The organism is Glaciimonas immobilis (genome assembly GCF_011947285.1).
GTDB classification, from domain to species: domain Bacteria; phylum Pseudomonadota; class Gammaproteobacteria; order Burkholderiales; family Burkholderiaceae_D; genus Glaciimonas; species Glaciimonas immobilis.
On sequence record NZ_JAAOZT010000009.1, the window covers coordinates 320,053 to 338,612 of the forward strand.

General features: G+C 52.0%; 19 protein-coding genes and 1 pseudogene. 11 read left to right on the top strand and 9 right to left on the bottom strand.

Translation table 11 applies throughout. The features are described 5' to 3' along the window. Positions 1-126: 126 nt before the first annotated feature. Positions 127-1,314 (bottom strand): acyl-CoA dehydrogenase, encoded by a 1,188-nt coding sequence (locus HAV38_RS15725; RefSeq protein ID WP_168056315.1) that lies wholly within the window; start codon positions 1,312-1,314, stop codon positions 127-129. A gap of 438 nt (positions 1,315-1,752) precedes the next feature. Here HAV38_RS15725 and ycaO point away from each other — a divergent pair, with 438 nt between their 5' ends. Both ycaO and HAV38_RS15735 read left to right on the top strand, forming a co-directional pair. After that, positions 1,753-3,474: a 30S ribosomal protein S12 methylthiotransferase accessory factor YcaO gene (gene ycaO, locus HAV38_RS15730; protein ID WP_168056316.1), complete on the top strand. Its 1,722-nt coding sequence runs from the start codon at positions 1,753-1,755 to the stop codon at positions 3,472-3,474. Positions 3,475-3,969: 495 nt separating this feature from the next. Continuing rightward, positions 3,970-4,692: a pseudouridine synthase gene (locus tag HAV38_RS15735; protein ID WP_168056317.1), complete on the top strand. Its 723-nt coding sequence runs from the start codon at positions 3,970-3,972 to the stop codon at positions 4,690-4,692. Positions 4,693-4,827: 135 nt separating this feature from the next. On the opposite strand, the gene argB is transcribed toward HAV38_RS15735, so the two are convergent. Beyond that, complete coding sequence (gene argB / locus HAV38_RS15740; RefSeq protein ID WP_168056318.1) at positions 4,828-5,730, bottom strand: acetylglutamate kinase; 903 nt, start codon at positions 5,728-5,730, stop codon at positions 4,828-4,830. A gap of 261 nt (positions 5,731-5,991) precedes the next feature. After that, positions 5,992-6,375: pseudogene (locus HAV38_RS15745) on the bottom strand (polyhydroxyalkanoate depolymerase); the annotation flags it as partial. Positions 6,376-6,451: 76 nt separating this feature from the next. Here HAV38_RS15745 and HAV38_RS22320 point away from each other — a divergent pair. Continuing rightward, entirely contained in the window at positions 6,452-6,661 is a 210-nt protein-coding gene (locus HAV38_RS22320; protein ID WP_375791668.1) for a cysteine-rich CWC family protein, read from the top strand. A 98-nt stretch (positions 6,662-6,759) separates the two neighbouring features. Here HAV38_RS22320 and HAV38_RS15750 read toward each other — a convergent pair whose 3' ends face one another. From HAV38_RS15750 to HAV38_RS15765, 4 genes are all read right to left on the bottom strand, one after another. Continuing rightward, positions 6,760-7,503, bottom strand: a complete 744-nt coding sequence (locus tag HAV38_RS15750) for an SPOR domain-containing protein (protein ID WP_168056320.1) — start codon at positions 7,501-7,503, stop codon at positions 6,760-6,762. 26 nt (positions 7,504-7,529) lie between these two features. Next, on the bottom strand, positions 7,530-8,327 hold the full coding sequence (locus tag HAV38_RS15755; RefSeq protein WP_168056477.1) for a type III pantothenate kinase: 798 nt from the start codon (positions 8,325-8,327) through the stop codon (positions 7,530-7,532). Positions 8,328-8,338: 11 nt separating this feature from the next. Further along, positions 8,339-9,268: a biotin--[acetyl-CoA-carboxylase] ligase gene (locus HAV38_RS15760; protein WP_168056321.1), complete on the bottom strand. Its 930-nt coding sequence runs from the start codon at positions 9,266-9,268 to the stop codon at positions 8,339-8,341. Positions 9,269-9,495: 227 nt separating this feature from the next. Further along, positions 9,496-9,720 carry a hypothetical protein gene (locus tag HAV38_RS15765; RefSeq protein WP_168056322.1) on the bottom strand — a complete coding sequence of 75 codons (225 nt, stop codon included), beginning with the start codon at positions 9,718-9,720 and terminating at the stop codon, positions 9,496-9,498. A 162-nt stretch (positions 9,721-9,882) separates the two neighbouring features. Here HAV38_RS15765 and HAV38_RS15770 point away from each other — a divergent pair, with 162 nt between their 5' ends. The 6 genes from HAV38_RS15770 to HAV38_RS15795 all read left to right on the top strand — a co-directional run bounded on the left by HAV38_RS15770 (position 9,883) and on the right by HAV38_RS15795 (position 15,373). Continuing rightward, a complete protein-coding gene (locus tag HAV38_RS15770) occupies positions 9,883-11,034 on the top strand; it encodes a VanZ family protein (protein ID WP_168056323.1) in 1,152 nt (383 codons plus the stop codon). A 47-nt stretch (positions 11,035-11,081) separates the two neighbouring features. Then, positions 11,082-11,450, top strand: a complete 369-nt coding sequence (locus HAV38_RS15775; RefSeq protein WP_168056324.1) for a (2Fe-2S) ferredoxin domain-containing protein — start codon at positions 11,082-11,084, stop codon at positions 11,448-11,450. 235 nt (positions 11,451-11,685) lie between these two features. Then, on the top strand, positions 11,686-12,321 hold the full coding sequence (locus HAV38_RS15780; protein ID WP_168056325.1) for an alpha/beta hydrolase: 636 nt from the start codon (positions 11,686-11,688) through the stop codon (positions 12,319-12,321). Between the two features lie 308 nt (positions 12,322-12,629). Continuing rightward, on the top strand, positions 12,630-13,784 hold the full coding sequence (locus HAV38_RS15785; protein ID WP_168056326.1) for a D-alanyl-D-alanine carboxypeptidase family protein: 1,155 nt from the start codon (positions 12,630-12,632) through the stop codon (positions 13,782-13,784). 328 nt (positions 13,785-14,112) lie between these two features. Further along, positions 14,113-14,982, top strand: a complete 870-nt coding sequence (locus HAV38_RS15790; protein WP_168056327.1) for a D-amino acid aminotransferase — start codon at positions 14,113-14,115, stop codon at positions 14,980-14,982. Positions 14,983-15,082: 100 nt separating this feature from the next. Then, positions 15,083-15,373 (top strand): DUF493 family protein, encoded by a 291-nt coding sequence (locus HAV38_RS15795; protein WP_168056328.1) that lies wholly within the window; start codon positions 15,083-15,085, stop codon positions 15,371-15,373. A gap of 79 nt (positions 15,374-15,452) precedes the next feature. On the opposite strand, the gene HAV38_RS15800 is transcribed toward HAV38_RS15795, so the two are convergent. Next, entirely contained in the window at positions 15,453-16,367 is a 915-nt protein-coding gene (locus HAV38_RS15800) for a transcriptional regulator GcvA (RefSeq protein WP_168056329.1), read from the bottom strand. Between the two features lie 189 nt (positions 16,368-16,556). Here HAV38_RS15800 and HAV38_RS15805 point away from each other — a divergent pair, with 189 nt between their 5' ends. Continuing rightward, positions 16,557-16,862: a DUF2917 domain-containing protein gene (locus tag HAV38_RS15805; protein ID WP_168056330.1), complete on the top strand. Its 306-nt coding sequence runs from the start codon at positions 16,557-16,559 to the stop codon at positions 16,860-16,862. 130 nt (positions 16,863-16,992) lie between these two features. Here HAV38_RS15805 and HAV38_RS15810 read toward each other — a convergent pair whose 3' ends face one another. Then, the gene (locus HAV38_RS15810) at positions 16,993-17,589 is read right to left on the bottom strand and encodes an IMPACT family protein (protein WP_168056331.1); all 597 of its coding nucleotides are present in this window, start codon (positions 17,587-17,589) and stop codon (positions 16,993-16,995) included. 135 nt (positions 17,590-17,724) lie between these two features. On the opposite strand from HAV38_RS15810, the gene HAV38_RS15815 reads away from it, so the two are divergent. After that, the gene (locus HAV38_RS15815) at positions 17,725-18,498 is read left to right on the top strand and encodes an exodeoxyribonuclease III (RefSeq protein ID WP_168056332.1); all 774 of its coding nucleotides are present in this window, start codon (positions 17,725-17,727) and stop codon (positions 18,496-18,498) included. Positions 18,499-18,560: the final 62 nt, after the last annotated feature.

Genomic DNA, 18,560 nt, shown 5'->3' on the forward strand with positions numbered 1-18,560 from the left:
CAAATGACGACCGGTGCGGCGCTCGCACCGATGCATGTCAACACTAAAATTGAAACTTGGAAGATTGAAAATGTAAGCTTTACGTTTTTAGCGCAACGTCAATTTTTCCCCTTGAATTTAATCAAATTAACCAGAAAACGCCTGAATACCCGTTTGTGCCCGCCCGAGAATTAATGCATGGACATCGTGTGTGCCCTCATAGGTATTGACCACTTCCAGATTGACCATGTGCCGAATAACGCCGTATTCGTCTGAAATCCCGTTCCCACCCAGCATGTCGCGCGCCAGTCTGGCGACGTCCAGCGCTTTGCCGCAAGAGTTGCGCTTCATCATCGAGGTAATTTCCACCGAGGCCGTTCCCTCATCCTTCATGCGCCCAAGCCGTAGGCAACCTTGCAGACCTAATGTGATCTCGGTTTGCATATTGGCTAATTTAAGTTGGATCAGCTGATTTGCGGCGAGTGGGCGGCCAAATTGTTGGCGATCTATAACGTATTGCCTGGCGCGGTGCCAGCAATCTTCGGCGGCGCCAAGTGCGCCCCAGGCGATGCCAAAACGCGCTGAATCCAGACAGGTGAATGGACCTTTGAGTCCTTTTACGCCCGGCAGAAGATTATCTTCTGGCACAAATACCTGATCCATGACGATTTCGCCGGTGATCGAGGTACGTAGACCGACTTTGCCGTGAATCGTCGGCGTTGAGAGTCCTTTCCATCCCTTTTCCAAAATAAAACCACGGATGACATCATCCTCTGTCTTGCCCCAGACCACAAACACATCGGCAATCGGGGCGTTGGTGATCCACATTTTGGAGCCAGATAACGAATAGCCCCCATCAACTTTTTTAGCGCGCGTAATCATGCTGCCCGGATCAGAGCCATGATTTGGTTCCGTCAAGCCAAAGCAACCGATAGTTTTACCGCTTGCCAGCGCTGGCAGATATTGCTGTTTTTGCGCCTCCGACCCAAACGCATTAATTGGTACCATCACCAGCGAGGATTGCACGCTCATCATGGATCGATATCCCGAGTCGACCCGTTCGACTTCGCGCGCAATCAAACCATAGGCGACATAACTGAGCCCGCCGCCACCGTATTCTGTCGGGATCGTGGCGCCGAGCAAACCCAGTTCGCCCATCTCCTGAAAGATACCCGGATCGGTCTCTTCATGACGAAAAGCCTTCAGCACCCGTGGAGCAAGTTTATCTTGCGCGTATGCGCGCACCGCATCGCGCACCATGCGTTCATCGGCAGTTAACTGTTGATCGATTAAAAGTGGGTCGGACCAATCGAATACTGCTTTAGGTTGTGCCATTGTTTGCTTTCCTGATGACTGTTTATGATGGGTGCCGACGCCTGACGTCCAGAATGGTACGATCTCGCGAAGTGGCTAGCGAAAGGCCTGAGGTTTCAAGCGCACGTACCGCTAGGGGTATTTTAGGCCAACCAGTTAAGCAGCGGTTTGTAGTCGCTACGTTTGCGCATTGCAGCGACTCCTTAAAAGTGGCTTTTTGATTGCAGTCGTTGCCCCACCTTGATTGGTTTGGACTTCATTTTGCGCAATTTTTCATCGAATTTTGCCGTGCGCATGCACACGATGTATCATCACGACATTCGCAAAAATAGGCTGAGGGTAGTTGTCTTTTTTGCTATTTTCGTTGCGCCATGCATCTGTCCGACCGTTCCAGCGCGTTACATTGGATAGCGTCGACAGCGCCACACCCAAATTCTTTTTACTTTTCCAGGATTTCACATGTCAACAGAACACTTTATTCCGGGCAAAGATGCCTCGCTAGAATCGTCAATTAGCACGATGCAAGGAAAGCTGGAGGCGCTTGGTTTCCATATTGAAGAACGTTCGTGGCTCAATCCGGTGGATGGTTGCTGGTCGGTGCATATTCGGGACCGCGATTGCCCGTTGCTGTTCACGAATGGAAAAGGCGCAACCGAGCAAGCATCACGCGCCAGCGCGCTGGGCGAATTTTTTGAGCGCTTGTCATGCAATTATTTTTGGACCCATTTTTACCTTGGCGAGAAAATAGCGAATGGCCCGTTTGTGCATTATCCGCGCGAAAAATGGTTTGAACTCAACGACGATAGTGAAGCATGGCCAGCAGGTTTGCTCACCCCCGAACTACAAAAATTCTACAATCCGGAAGGCACCGTTGACGCTACCATGCTGGTCGATTACAACTCCGGTAATCAGGATCGCGGCATCTGCGCCATCCCGTATGTGCGTGAACGCGATGGTGAGACGGTCTGGTTCCCGGTCAATATTATTGGCAATCTGTACGCCAGCAACGGTATGTCAGCCGGCAATACTCAGGCCGAGGCCCGCACCCAGGCGCTCTCGGAAATCTTCGAGCGCGATGTCAAATTCCGTATTATCAAAGACGGCCTGTGCTTGCCGGACGTACCAGAAGAAGTCATCGCCCGCTATCCACGCATCGCGTCGGGCATCCGCGCCTTGCGTGCGGCTGGCTTTGGGATATTGGTTAAAGACGCATCACTCGGCGGACAATATCCGGTCATGAATGTGACATTATTAAACCCGACCGATCAGGGTTGTTTCTCCAGCTTTGGCGCACACCCGCGTTTTGAGATCGCCCTTGAACGTGCGCTGACTGAGTTGTTGCAAGGTCGCGCATTGGACGCGTTAGGTGGCTTTCCAGAGCCGGGGTTCGATTTGGAAGAAATTGCGCACTCACAAAATCTCGAGATCCATTTCGTTGATTCAAGCGGCATCATTAGCTGGAACTTCCTGCGCGATACGCCAGATTTTGAATTCAGCGACTGGAACTTTAGCAACACCACTGCCGAAGATTACGCATGGTCGATTGCCGCGATTCACGCCAAAGGTCACGAAATCTATATCGCAGATTTCACCCATCTGGATGTATATGCCTGCCGCATTCTGGTGCCCGGCATGTCGGATATATACCCTGTCGAAGATTTGGAATGGGATAATGTCAGCGTCGGTAACGGAATCCGCGAACCGATTTTATTCCTGGCAGATTTGGATGACGAAGAATGTACCGACTTGCTAGCAGAGCTAAACGAACTGGGCCTGGCGGATCAGCGCCCGGTCGCGGCCTTGATCGGTCTGGTCGCTGATGTCGATACGTTATGGAAAGAACTACGGGTCGGCGAACTGAAAACGCTGCTGGCATTAGCCATCGGCGACCATGAAGCCGTCCGCGAAGGTTGCGACTGGATTCGCCATTTCAATCAAATCAGCGCAGATCGCCAACTGGTTTATCGTTGCATCGAAAGTCTGATCGGTCTGGACGATCCGGCACCTTACACCGACGCCCTGCAACTCTTGTACGGCGCTGCCACGGTCCAGCAAGCACATGCACTGCTAAACCGCGAACAACGCTTTTTCGGCATCAAATCGCCAGGTCTGAATCTCGAAGGTTGCGACATGCATCAGCGTTGGTTAGCAGCATACGCCAAAGTCCAGCTGGCCAAATAATCGGACTTCCGCAAAATCGCCCCAGCGTTGTGCTTTCCTTGCAGGATGCGCGGGCAGGTACGAACCCACGGTATGCGTTAGCGTGGTTGATAAACCGGTTGCCCGTGCTGCCTATGAGTAAGTCAGCATAAAAGTGCCATTGAAGTTGTCGTTGCCGGTTATTTTGGCTGTCAGTCGGGAATTGTCGGAATACATATCTGAGCGCCAGCGAGTTGGTATTTCGACCCGACTGATAGTCGAAATAACCGGGGACCCGCCAACGGCGGGCGACGCCTCTGCGGTCGCCTTTTTTTTTGGTGCTTTTTTCTGCGGGGGCGCCTAGCCGAAGCAAGAAAAAGGCACTGGCTGTCGGTCCACCCCGACTAGTATCCACGGAGCACAAACCGTTTCAGTTATTGAGCACGCGACCTACAGCGCCAACGCAAAATAAGAATCTTTAAATCAATAACGGCGAATATCAACACGCCCTAATCATCATCGTTAAATATCAACAACATGACCAAATTATCCCTGGACCGCATCCTCCAATCCCAAGGTGTAGGCACCCGCAAATACTGCCGCACCCTAATCGACGACAACGAAATCACCATCAATGGTGAAATCATCAACGACTACCGCGTCAAGCTCGACACCGACGGCTTAGTCTTCGTCTTGTTCGACGAAGAATGGATTTACCGCGAGCGCGTCTACATCGCCCTGCACAAACCCCCCAACATCGAATGCTCCCGCAAGCCCAGCCATCACCCCGGCGTATTATCAATTTTGCCAGAAGAATTCACCTGGCGCGAACTGCAGCCAGTTGGCAGGCTAGACCACGACACGACGGGTTTATTGCTAATGTCCGACGACGGCAGCTTCATCCACGCCCAATCTTCACCAAAACGGCACGTTCCTAAAATATACGTCGCGACCACCCACGATCCGGTTACCCCGGAACTAGTCGCACAACTACTTGGCGGCGTGCAACTCAACGACGAACCAGCTCCGTTGAGGGCCATAAGCTGTAAAATGATTGACGAACAGCATATCGAAATCGTTCTGGAGCAAGGTAAATATCATCAGGTCAAGCGCATGCTGGTCGCAGCGGGCAACCATTGCGTCGCATTGCAGCGGACCGCGATTGGCGCCATGACATTGGCATCGTTAGCGCTGGAAGAGGGCGACTGGTGCTATCTGACACCCGAACAATGCGCATTGCTAGCCCCTACAACCGCATAAGCACGCTACCGATTCAACCAAAAATAAAATGGAGCAACAGCATCGCGCTGTTGCTCCCTTATTCGTTGATGCCTTCAGCGTAGCACTGGTTTGCTACCTGTGTTGTGCTTAGGCTTAATGCTTAATGCTTAATGCTTAATGCGAGCGGATCATAGTGCCGAAAGCTTGCTCGCTTAATACTTCAAGCAGCAAGGAGTGCTCGATCCGGCCATCAATGATATGGACTGCGTTCACACCGGCTTTGGCCGCATCAAGTGCCGATGAAATCTTGGGCAGCATGCCGCCTGAGATCGTGCCGTCTTCAAACATCTCATCGATTTCACGGGCTGACAAATCCGTCACCAGATTGCCTTCTTTATCCTGGACACCGGCGATGTTGGTCATCATGATCAGTTTTTCTGCGTGCAGAATTTCGGCAATCTTGCCCGCTACAACATCGGCATTGATGTTGTAAGCCTGACCGTCTGCGCCAAATCCGATAGGTGAAATGATCGGGATAAAGGCATCGTCCTGCAATGCTTTTACGACTGCTGGATTGATCGCCTCGATTTCACCAACGAATCCGATATCGAGAAATTGACCAGGATTTTGCTTATCCGGCATTTTCATGCGGCGCGCCCTAATCAGGCCACCGTCTTTGCCGGTCAAGCCAACTGCCTGACCGCCGTAGTGATTAATCAGCATCACGATGTCTTGCTGGACTTCGCCGCCCAATACCCACTCGACAACTTCCATGGTTTCTTCGTCAGTGACGCGATGGCCCTGAACGAAGATACCTTGTTTGCCGATTTTTTTGAGCGCGTTTTCAATTTGCGGGCCACCACCGTGCACCACAACGGGATTCATTCCGACCAGTTTTAACAAAATCACGTCACGTGCGAAGCCATGTTTCAGGCGTTCGTCGGTCATGGCATTGCCACCGTATTTGACGACAATGGTTTTGCCATGAAATTTACGTATATACGGTAACGCCTCCGCTAGAATTCCTGCTTTTACTTTTGGAGGAATATTGGCAAGTTCATCGGTGAAGTCGAGCATGGGCAATCCTGCGAGAGTCTGAAAAGTGAACGAAGAACCGGGAATAAGTGCGGATGTCAGTCGGGCCAGACCTGGCCGCCAGCAATCCGCATTTAGGGACACGGTAATGGGCGCGATTTTACATGGAAAAGTCGGAGCTTGTTGGTTGCAAAACGGCGATGTTAGGATAAAACACACAAACGGCCATTTTGAGTTGTAAATCAGTGCCTTGTTGGCATCTTGCGACGACCGTTTGTTGTCAGATCGTTATTGATGCGACCGCTGAAAGACATCGCGGATCGTCTCCAGATAAAAGTCCTCGGTCAGGTCCAGTACTGCAAAATATTCCTGATAGAAAGCGCGGGTCGTATTGGCTTTTTCCAGATCGCCTTCGACAAGGTCTGAATATAGTCCCTTGAACGCATTAACATGGCGTTGCAGGTTCATACTCATGATCGCTGAGAGTTGCCAAAACTCTGGATACACGCGGCGGCCGGCACCCGGATGGCGTTGCGGGACGGTGCTAATGAGGTTTTTTTCAAACCATTCAAAGGGCTTGCTGGTTGCGAGTTCGTTGACGCCAGTCGGATTAATGCGGGTGTCGATGGGGCTGGCCATGAGTGTCAGGCTATGCGGTTGCGCGGGGTTATTATCTTCGGCCATGATAAGCGAGTGCCAATGATCAGGTTAAATTTTTCATGCGTGCAACGACAGGGTGTTTATTGGAGCAATTCACGGTGTAATGTCCCTCTGCAAGCAACAATTTTCTTGCGGCGTTGCCACTGGTTGCGCGGTGGACTGTTTGGAGGACTGTTGGTGTCAGGGGCTGCCCGCATTGATGGCGGTACCAACGGCATCCAAAATTGCTGAACCTGTGAACAAAAGTGCATGTTTTTGCCCTGTATGTCTAAGACTTTTATTGGATTGCATCACGTTAACGTCAACACCCTGATCAGTCTAACGGTTCCTTATGTGCACTAGAGGCAATAGGGGTTGGGGACAGTTGCCAGTATCCACGGCGCCATGGCAGCGCTCTCTGACTATTTGTCTTTAGTCTGGCGCGGGCGCTTCGCAATCGCGTATTTCTTTGTTGGCAAAACTGGCGGCGACTTTCTCAAACTGCGTGTGGTTTTGGGTGGTCAACGTTCTTAACTGAAAAGCGATCTTGCCGAAAGTTGATTTACGGGCTTCTACCCGCATGCCGGTGAGCCCTTTTTCTTCAAGGTGGGCGACCTGTGTCCGCGATGCCTCATCGGTTTTAAAAGTGCCCAGCGAAATACCATAGCGTAGCGGTGGGGCATCCTGAATCACAAAAAAGTCGTTAATACCCATGCCGAGTAGTTCTTCGCCTTTTTTGTTGGCGTTATCCTGACTCCCAAACGACGGCAGGTAAACTCTGTAGCTTCCAATCTCTTGCACTTCGCGGCGTGTGGGTTTGATTGAGGGTGCGAGTTCCGCCAGCTGGCTGGCAAATCGTCGGGCTTCGGCTGCCGTGAAATTGCCTATTTCCGTGCACGAATAAACGCTTGCCGCGGCGACAGAGCTGGTACTCGTGGCGGCGGAAGATGCGCTGTTTGTATTGCTAGCGCGGTCTTCGTTCGCTTTTGCGGCAAGTGCTTGCTGCGCAAGTTCTGTTGCCGGGATTAATTTGATTTTGTCCGTCTGTATCTGGTTGAGCAGTCGCGCTGGCTCCCTTCCGCTGTGCTTGAGACCCGTTTTATCCAGATAGCCCTGTTGCATCGCAAACAGGCCAATATTAAATAACAGTAATAACCAGAAAAATATTTTCAACATAGCATTGTGTGGTTTAGCATTTGGTTTCAGATAACGCTAGTCCATAACCCAATCAGGACAAGATGATCGACGCTTTTATATGGCATCGGCAGATGAGGGCCGATGACAGGGGCGCTTCCGCCTGTGAGAATACAGGTTATTTCTGTTGCCGGATGATCGCGACGCTGAAATGCTAACGCGGTTGAAATCGCGCCCACCTGAGCGGCGATGCAACCGCTAATGATCGCATCCTCCGTGTTGTCTGCAAACGGCCTTGAAATGACGACCTGATCGAGAATCATGGGTAAATGCGCAGTCCCGCGCGCCAATGCGCTAGCCATCAGGCCCAGCCCCGGCAGGATCATGCCGCCGATAAATACACCGTCGGCCTCGATCAGGTCGATGGTAGTTGCTGTACCGCAAGTCGCCAGCAATAGCGTTTGCTGCGGATATAAGCGATGCGCGCCGATAGCGGACGCAAAGCGATCACAGCCTAGCTGACTCGGATTGCGGTAAGCATTGCGCACACCTGCATGTTGTTGCGACGAGGCAAACCATTCGGGCGAGATGTTCTTGCCAAAAACTAATTGCAATTGATGTTGAAGGCGCTCAGCGATGGCCTCGCCTGCGACGTTCGAAATCAGCACGCGCGTTACCGTAAGGCCGCTCCATGCGGTCGACAGGTCGGAGACGTCTGCGTGCGCGACGGAACCGGACGCGCGCCAGATTGGCGTTGCGGCGGAATCATCAGGACTGGGAAGATCGGTGAAGGCCCATTTGATGCGCGTATTTCCCGCATCAATTAGAAGTAGACCTGAGCGCACACCGGGGGTGTTGTTTTCCATTATCTTACTCATTACATTTCTTTCACCCGTAGCGAGACGTCGCCCGCCATGATAGCGACGGGGCGCGCTGCGCTTGTGGTTTGTAGTAAAAATCGACCGATATCGTCAATCCCGAGCGCGGTGCCTTCATTCAGTATCTTGCCTTGGTCCAAAATAACCACTTGCTGGCCTGCATGCGCGTGGAGCAGATTCCAGCGCGTTACAAAGGCGCCAAGGCCTGCTTGCTCAAATTGTTCCAGCGCTTGCATGAGACTGACTAACAGACTTGCCATCAGCAGGTTGCGGTCACATTCTTCGGGCGCGCCGATTTGCGAGATGACCTTCGGCAGATTGGCGACGCTGCGACCGAGTTGGTGTTGCAGATCAGTCGGCATGGCAATATTAATACCGACACCGATAACCGCCCAGGTGGCGCGATCCGCGTGCATGCCTGTGGTGTCAGCGTTGACAGTTTCGATCAAAATGCCGCCTAATTTGCTGTCCCCTAATAACAGATCGTTAGGCCATTTTAGTCTGATCCCGGAATCTGTTCCTGATGCATTGGGATGCTCGTCAGGGTCAATCGCGCGCTGCAAAAACGCATTCAGCCCGGTAGCAATCGCCACCCCCACCGCCAATGGCAAACCGACCAGCTTTTGCAATGGTTGCTCAAAGCGCCACGCTAGCGAAAACATCAGTGCTGCTGACGGCGCCGAAATCCAACTGCGGCCCGCCCGCCCGCGCCCGGCAGTTTGTTGCTCTGCGATGAGTAGTTTAGGCAAGCACGAAGTCTGCGGTCCTTGCGAATGTTGAATATACGCGAGTAAGTCGGCATTGGTGGAACCGGTCTCGGCCACGACCTCAATGCTGATTTGATCGGAACGTGACGCGGTACGCGATCGGACATGTGACGAGATGCGTTCTGCGCAAAGTGAGGACGGTGAAGATGGTGAGGAGGTCATGCCGCGCATTGTAGCGGATGGCGCAGGACTTACGCAAAATTGCCCCAGCGTCGTTGTGCTTTCCTGCCACCTGCGCAGCATGGTGTACGCATAATGCCTGCATCGGCAGCGTAGGCAAGGTGGTTGTCGGCCGATTTGGGTAAGCCCCACATCAAAACGACTTCGTATAGTCTGTAAAAAGTAGCGTTAAACCACTTTCATTTAGAAAAGTAGTGCATTTAGGAGATTTAGTTGCATTTCTCACTTAAACTCGCTGGACCGACGACCAAGTTATCCGTGAGGGTGACTAACGCCGGTTCGGTGGCTGATAGCATCCCATACAATACATTGGCCCGGTTTAACGCGCTGGCTAGCGAGGCGCGCTCGTCGGTGCGAGGATTGCGCGGTCGACCGCCGCCGACACTGACCGATGCCGCCAACATGCGAGTCTTTTCTATCGCAAGTGATGGCATAAACGACGACCTGATAGGATGGTTGGTGAGCATGCCCCGAACAAGTGATCGCGTTTCCAGAAGGTAGAACCATCCACCGTCAGAAAGCGCAACAAAAAACGTAATCCATGGAGAGTTAATTTATGTTGTGGCATTTTACAATTGCGCAATGAGACAGTTCTTATGACGGGTTCAACCTCGGCTGCAGAACGCCGTTCAGCGTCGCATTCCTCGTCGTTTGCGCGTGTCAGTTTATTGATATACCTGCTGTTAATTATTTACGCCAGCTGGTATCCGTTCAGTGGCTGGCGCGACGTCGGTTTGACGCCTTGGGCATTCCTGCTCGCGCCGTTGCCCCATTATTGGACCGTATTTGACGTATGGACCAATGTGGTCGGCTACATGCCCTTAGGTTTATTAACGGTCCTGGTGCTCCCCCGCAGAATTCCGCTATTGGTCACGATTTTGCTGGTGACGGTGGGCGGCGTCTTGTTCTCGGGTTTAATGGAAGCGGTTCAGACCTATCTCCCCACCCGGGTTTCCTCCAATCTGGACCTGTTGACCAATAGTATCGGCGCGCTGCTGGGAAGCATTACCGGTGCGGTGATTCGCTACCGGTTCGGACCGCAGAGTAAGCTTTTGTTGCTGCGTGATCATTGGTTTAATCGTGAGGCCAGCCACGGCATGGTCATGGTTGCGTTATGGCCGCTGGCGCAGATTGCGCCATTGAATCACCTGTTTGGCTTCGGCCAGGTAACGTCGATGCTGTCGACCTGGCTATCCGACTGGTTCGCAGAGCCCATGGATCTAGCCGCCATGATGACCGATGATGTCCAACTATCGGCGGTCCAGTACTGGATGACAGAAACGGTGATCAGTGCCTGTGGTCTGATCGCGGCGGGATTGACGTTGCTTATACTGTTGCGAAAAAAAGCGCCCAGAATTACGCTCGTTATTTTGATGATAATGCTCACGCTAGCAGTAAAGACTTTCGCTTCGGCATTGCTGTTTACACCTGACAACATGCTGATCTGGATGACGCCGGGGGCGGTAACCGGCTTGTTAATTGGCACAGTCGTCCTGATCGCATTGGGGTTTGCCCGACGGCGGTTGCAACGGTGGGTCGCAGCGGTGGCCGTCATCGTCAGTCTGACCGTTGTGAATGTAGTGCCGGACAATCCTTATTTTATTGAAACCGTACAAACCTGGTCATTGGGCAAATTTCTGAACTTCAATGGTGCAGCGCAGTTTTTGGCGCTATTGTGGCCATTTTTTACGCTTTGGTTTTTGTTTCATCCTATGCACCGTGCGAAAAAAATCGACTCCGGTGTATGATTCCAGTCTACTTGCTTACTTCAATTAACTTATAAATCCTTACAGCTATGAGCGATATCCTATCCGACCTGCCGGGCGAACCCTCCGGCGAGACCGCCAAACCAGCGCCGTTTTATGCGCACCATGTCTTTTTTTGCCTTAACGAGCGTCCTCCCGGTGATCGCACCTGTTGTGCCCGCAGCGGCGCGCAAGCAGCGCAGGAGCACGCCAAGCGCCGTATTAAGGCGCTTGGCCTCGCCGGTGAAGGCAAGGTCAGAATCAACAAAGCGGGTTGTATGGAACGTTGTGAAGAAGGGCCAGCACTGGTCATTTATCCAGAAGGCGTCTGGTATACCTATGTCGATAATGAAGACATTGATGAAATTATCGATATGCATATTGTGGGCGGGAAAATTGTCGAGCGTCTCAAAATCTGAGCGACGGTTGGCGCTGTTTAGTCTTCGCTTTAACCCTCGCAGGCAATGGGCATAAATAGAGCTTTTTATAACTAGTAGCCCAATTGACAACACGCGATAAGACATGCGCCGTCTACCCAGTCCAATTGTTAATCCCCGCAAATAATTTACCTCAACGCTACGGAGAGGACGGGATGACTGACAACGATGGCAGCTACTGCCCGCCGATCCGTTAGTTACCATTAAACTAAAAGTTATGAACGCACAAACTTCGCCTTTCTCTATCGCCGGACCGGTTGGTGCCCTGCAGTGCGCACTGGATCTGCCAGACGTTGATTTATTTCCGACCCCGCGGGGTTTGGCGCTGGTGGCCCATCCACATCCGTTATTTGGCGGCACCATGGACAATAAGGTGGCGCACACTCTGGCGCGTGGTTTTTTGGCACTCGGCTATGTGGCGGTGAGGATGAATTTCCGTGGGGTTGGCGAGTCCGCAGGCGTCTACGATGAGGGCCGCGGCGAGACGGACGATATGGCCGCCTTGCTGGTGCATATGCGCCAGCAATATCCGACGCTGCCACTGGCGCTGGGCGGGTTTTCGTTTGGCACCTTCGTGCAATCCCAATTACAACAACGTTTAATTGCCGCCGGGGCGCCAGCCGAGCGTCTGGTACTGGTCGGAACCGCAGCGGGAAAATGGCCGATGCCAACGGTGGCCGCCAACAGTATTGTGGTGCACGGTGAGCTCGATGAGACAATTCCATTAAGCGCCGTGTTCGACTGGGCGCGTCCGCAAGACATCCCGGTGATCGTCATTCCGGGCGCGGATCATTTTTTTCATCGCAAGTTGCAACATATCAAGACTTTGATGGTCGAAATGTGGCATCGCTGACAGGCTTCCGGCAAAAGCGGAGGCGACCAACATAGCAGGTTACCGACCTCATGGATGATAGTGATGTGGTCTAGAAGTAGCGCCAGAGGTTTTGTTGCATACCGAGGAGGCTATAATTCCGGTTCATTGTTAGTTAATTTTTTTGTAGTGCCGTTGTGCCGTAGTCTTGTGGTACGTTGCTTCCCGATTCTGCTTCCTTGGTTCTACTCCTTGTTCAACCGCGCGATAGCGGCAAATTAGCGGCATATTAGCTGCGAATGCTGCCGGTCGTGCCAACGTCGTTCACACCGACTTTATTAATTACCTTTATGAAAAAAATAATCGCAGCATTCGCTGCAACGTTGTTGTCCGCTACGATTTCTTTCGCCCAGACCACGTTGCCGTCGCCGTCGGTCGCTGCCAAGTCATGGCTATTGCTGGATACAACCAGCGATCAGATCGTAGCCTCGCAAGATGCCGATTTACGGGTCGAGCCCGCATCGTTAGCCAAGATCATGACGGCTTATGTCGTATTTGGTGCGCTAAAAGACAAGAAATTGACGTTGGATCAGATGGTTAACGTCTCCGTACGTGCCTGGAAAGTAGATCCTAGTAGCTCTAAAATGTTTATTGATCCGGCCACGCCAGTGTCGATTAACGACCTGTTGTACGGTCTGATGGTGGTCTCGGGTAATGACGCCGCCGTGGCGTTGGCCGAAGCTGTATCCGGGACTGAAGACGCATTCGTCGTGCAAATGAATCGCGAAGCGCAGCGCATGGGAATGAAATCGACGCATTTCGGCAATCCGCATGGCTTGCCAAGTGCCGACACCTATACGACCTCACGCGATCTTGGGATATTGGCGGCGCATGTCATCGACGATTTTCCAGAATTTTACAAAATCGACTCAACTAAATCTTTCACTTATAACAAGATTAAACAGCCTAACCGCAATCGCCTGCTATGGTCCGATCCATCGGTCGACGGCATGAAGACCGGACACACCAGTAGCGCCGGTTATTCGATCATTGCTTCAGCCAAACGGCCTAATGGTACTGGCGAGCGTCGTCTGCTAGCCGTCGTAGTCGGTACTGTCTCAGACCAGACCCGTACTCAGGAAGCGCAAAAGTTGCTGAACTGGGGTTTTCAGAACTTCGATACCGTTAAGTTGTATTCCAAAGGTCAGGCCGTCGCCACGCCGCAAGTCTGGAAAGGTTCACAAAGCGCAATCAAAGTGGGATTTAACCGCGATATTTTTGTCACTGTTCCAAAAGGTGTAGCAGACAAAATCAAGCCGGTTCTGGAGCGCACGGATCCTTTGATTGCGCCAATCGGCCTCGGTAACAAGGTCGGCACGCTGAAGATTATGGTCGGCGATAAAGCGTTGACACAGTTGAACGTATTGGCGTTGGAAGAGGTCGGTCAGGCGAGTATTTTCGGTCGGATCTGGGATTCGATCCGCTTGTTCTTCAAGCGGCTTTAATTATTTCTCGTTGCACGATCTGAAATAGAGCAATTGCTTAATCCATCGTTTGCGCCCCTGTCATTGCTTATGACCGGGGCGCAATTGTTTTTCAGCGGGTGCTTGCAGTGCGCGGTGGGGCGATTATCGAATACAGCCAAAGGGGCGCGCTTTAGGGCGCTGGCCACAGACCGGTGCGCGGTATTGCAATCCTCCAAATACCCACGTGATTTTATAATGCATGTCAAGTCGGTTTCCCACACGCTCCTTTTTTACATACTTTTTTTGCATACCGCCCCAATCGCACCTGTGGCAGACTGAATCCTCACCTATTTTTAAGAAAACCATCATGCAAGATTCCATCGTTTATCTTAATGGCGTTATGACGCCCCTCTCCGAAGCGCGCATCCCCGTGCTGGACAGAGGCTTTATTTTTGGTGATGGCGTGTATGAGGTTATCCCTATTTATGCTGGCAACGCATTTCGCGCCCAGCATCATATGGCGCGATTATTTCGTAGTCTTGCCGCGATAGGTATTCCAAATCCGCATAACGAGCCAGAGTGGATGGCGTTAATTAATCAAGTGGTGGCGCCTTATGGCAAAGACGATCAGATGGTCTACATACATGTGACACGTGGCGTCGCCAAGCGTGGTCATGCGTTCCCTAAAGAGGCCCTGACGCCGACTGTTTTTATCATGACCAATCCGTTGGTACTGCCAAGTGATGCAGTGCGCGACAAAGGCGTATCATGTGTAACCATGGAGGATCAGCGCTGGCTGCATTGCGAAATCAAGTCGATTTCGTTGCTGGGCAACGTGTTGGCAGCACAACATGCGGCAGAGCATAGCGTGGTCGAAGCAATTCAGTTTAGGGATGGTTTTCTGACGGAAGCATCGTCGTCCAACGTATGGATTGTTAACAATGGCGTGTTGATGGCACCGCCGAAGAATAATTTGATTTTGGAGGGCATACGCTATAGCTTGATTGAAGAGCTTTGCGCTGCCAACAACATCGCGTTCGTAGCGCGCCGTATAGAGCGTAAAGAAGTTATGGAGGCTGACGAGGTGCTGCTGTCGTCGGCGACCAAGGAGATTTTGCCGGTTACTGTAATTGATGGCAAAACCATTGGAAACGGTCAACCCGGCCCCATCTATCAGCAGTTATATCAGGCATATCAAGGCGCAAAATTTGCTAACGCCGTTCACGCCGCTCTTTAGCAATAATCGCTGGTGTCTGTGGAGTGCCTGATCCTGATCTGTATTTTCCTCAGCACCATGCTATTTTTGCATGTCGTCTGATTATTAGAGAGTAACTATTATGACAACCCCGACCACTCCGATCATTCCTCCAGAAGATAGCCTGATCGTTTATCCGAGCGATTTTCCCATCAAAATTATGGGACCGACCCACGACGCCTTTGCCGAAACGATCGTAGGTGTGGTGGTGCAGCACGATCCAACCTTTCATATTGATAAGTTGGAAGTACGACCCTCTGCCAAGGGTAATTACACTGGTTTAACGGTGACGGTTAAAGCTACCAGTCGCGAGCAACTGGACAATTTGTACAGTGCCTTATCGACCCATCCAATGGTAAAAATGGTGTTATAAAGAAATGGCGGTTCCGCCACATTAAACCTTGGCGGTTCGCTCAGGTTCGCCTCAAATCACTCAAAAGCAGTTGGTCCGGTTATCCCGGCCAACTGCTTTGTGCTTTAAATTGCCTGATTTCTTCCATTAACCAGCAACGGAATGCCTGAACCTGTGGCTTGTTCATCGCTTCAGGCGGGCATGCAAAATAGTATGCATTAGGACAGCGTATGACAATATCAAACAGGCGAATCAGTTCTCCTGAGGCGATTTCCTGCAGCGCAATGGCATGACGCGTGAGCGCAATGCCCAAGCCGTCCGAGGCCGAGCGCAATAGCAATGACGCGTCTTCAATTTGCAGGCCGCGCTTCGGTTCGGGAATTGAGATGCCAGCTGCATCAAACCACGGTTGCCAGGACTCGTCCGTATCCATCCTCAGCAATGTACATTGCGCCAGGGCTTGCGGTGATTCGGGTAAATGACCTTGGCGATAGTGCGGACTGACGACCGGATAATAGTAGTCATCCATTAATTTTTCAACCATCATTCCCGGGTAATGGCCCACCCCAAAGCGGATGCCCACGTCAACCTGCTCACGCCGCAAATCCTGAAGCTGGCTCGATGATTGAAGGACCACTTCGGTATCCGGATGCAAATCAATGAATTTCCATAAACGCGGTGCCAGCCAGCGCGCGGCAAACGAAGGCAGTGCCGAAATAGTCAGGCGCTTTTGCCGCGCATCGGCTTTTAGCGCTTCTGCGGCGTTTGCGATGTCGGTCAGCGCGCTGCGTATGGTGGCGGCAAAGCGTCGGCCTTGGTCGGTAATCGTGATGCGCTTGCCATGGCGGGTGAACATCGCCAGTCCCAGTTCCTCCTCCAGCGCCCGCACCTGATGGCTGATCGCGCCGGGCGTCAGATGTATTTCTTCAGCAGCGCGGGAAAAACTATCATGGCGCGCTGCCGCTTCAAATGCACGCAACGCGGAAAGCGGCGGAAGCTTGCGCAAATCTGCCATCACGACTCCTCGTTCATATGAATAAAATTAGCAAGACAAGGTTGTATTACTCGTTTTGTTCTAGCAGGACTGTTGACTAGAATGTTGTTACCGGAACATTTTCCAACATTATGCGTGGTAGGCATTACGGAATGGAAAAGAATCCGGAGTAATTTTAGCAATATACCAGTAGTCCAACGGAGAAGCATCATGAGAGCATTATTCACAAAAGGAATAGAACAGTCATTAGCGCTGAATGCGGGCCAGGTATTGTCGATGCAGGCAAAAAGAGCCGAAACATTGCAAGTGACCAGTGGTCGCGTCTGGGTGACGATTTCGGGCGAGCGCGACGACTATTGGCTCAGTGCTGGCGACCATCTGAATGTCGCGGCGGGTAGTCGCATAGTGCTTGAGGCCGATCAGGGTCAAAGCGTAGTTAAAGTACAATTACAGAAACCAGCGGTGAGTCGCGTTGTGACGTCAGGCCGGATGCCGGTAGCTGTCCAAGTGCACTGAGTTGCGTGTAATGAAAACAAATACAAACGCATCAATGCGTGAATCAACGCGCATAAAGCCTGCCATGATACGCACGCAGGGCGGCAATTGACCGCCTGCGATACGTTATGGTGATTTACGCCAGCGTCTTTTAAGCGTCATCGGGAGAATGCCATTGCAAGGCACCGTGACAGACTTCATTGGCGTCGTGCTGTAACGCCGATGCGGCGGAGAGTGGTAGCGAAAAACACATGCTGACCGCCTCGCTATGCCTGACTTCCCCCAGCGTGGCTCCGTTGTTTTGTAGCAATCGGCGCAAAGTCCCTTCCAGTGCATAAGGCACCGTAGCGCACAACGTGATGGTCGCGACAAGTTCGATCTTCTCCGCGCCCAGTAACGCTTGCGCCACCGCATCGGTGTAAGCGCGCACCAACCCTCCGGCCCCCAAGCGAATCCCACCGTAATAACGGACCACCACCGCCAAAATCTGTTCCAGATCCTGATGACGTAATACGTTTAGCATGGGCAGGCCGGCAGTGCCGCCAGGTTCGCCATCGTCTGACGCGCCGGAGTGGCCGCCGGCCAGCAGTGCCCAGCAAACGTGCGCGGCGTTGGGATGCTCAGCCCGCAGACGTGCAATTTCGGTCAAGGCTTCCGGACGTCCCGCCACGGCAGTGACGAATCCAATGAAGGTACTTTTCTTGATATCGATTTTGCTGTACGCGGGTTGAGCTAAGCTAAATGCCATGGTGTACTTTGATATCCGATATCTCAATTTGCGGTTACCTCTGGATCGGGTATCCTAACGCATTCGGGCATTGGTCGACTTGTATTGCCGATTTCCCATTCTTCTTTCAACGCAAATATCCTAGTACATCACTCTATGCCAAGAATTATTTCAGCCAATCTTAACGGCATCCGTTCTGCCACCAAAAAAGGTTTCTTCGAGTGGATAAACAAGCAATCCGCCGATTTTATCTGCGTGCAGGAGTTAAAAGCGCAGGCCCCTGACATGTCGCCGGAAATGCTGGCACCGGAAGGATATGTCGGCAATTTTCACTATGCAGAAAAAAAGGGTTATTCCGGCGTTGGACTGTACAGCAAACGTGCGCCCAATGCAGTCCGGATTGGTTTTGGAAATCCCGAGTTTGATGCCGAAGGGCGTTATGTGGAATGCGATTTTGGCGATCTGACCGTTATTTCGCTGTATTGCCCTTCGGGATCGTCTGGCGAAGAGCGGCAGCTGGCTAAATTTCGCTTCATGGAAGCCTTTTTGCCGCATCTGCAAGAACTCAAAGCCAGTGGCCGTGAAGTGGTCATCTGTGGCGACTGGAATATCGCCCATAATGAGATCGATTTAAAAAACTTTAAAGGCAATAAGAAGAATTCCGGGTTTCTGCCGGAAGAGCGGGCGTGGCTAACGCAGCTGTTTGATGAAGTTTTGCTAGTGGATGTATTTCGCGTAGTTGAGCCGCGTGCCGAGCAATATACCTGGTGGAGTAATCGCGGTCAGGCATGGGCTAAAAACGTTGGCTGGCGCATCGATTATCACATCTCAACGCCCGGCATCGCCGGCAAGGCGCACGCGGTCGCGATTTACAAGGACGAGCGATTTTCTGATCACGCGCCGTTGACAATTGATTATGCGGACGCTTAATCGATAACATAACCAATAACATAACCAATGGTGAAGCAATGTGGCGCGATGTGCGCCTCTAT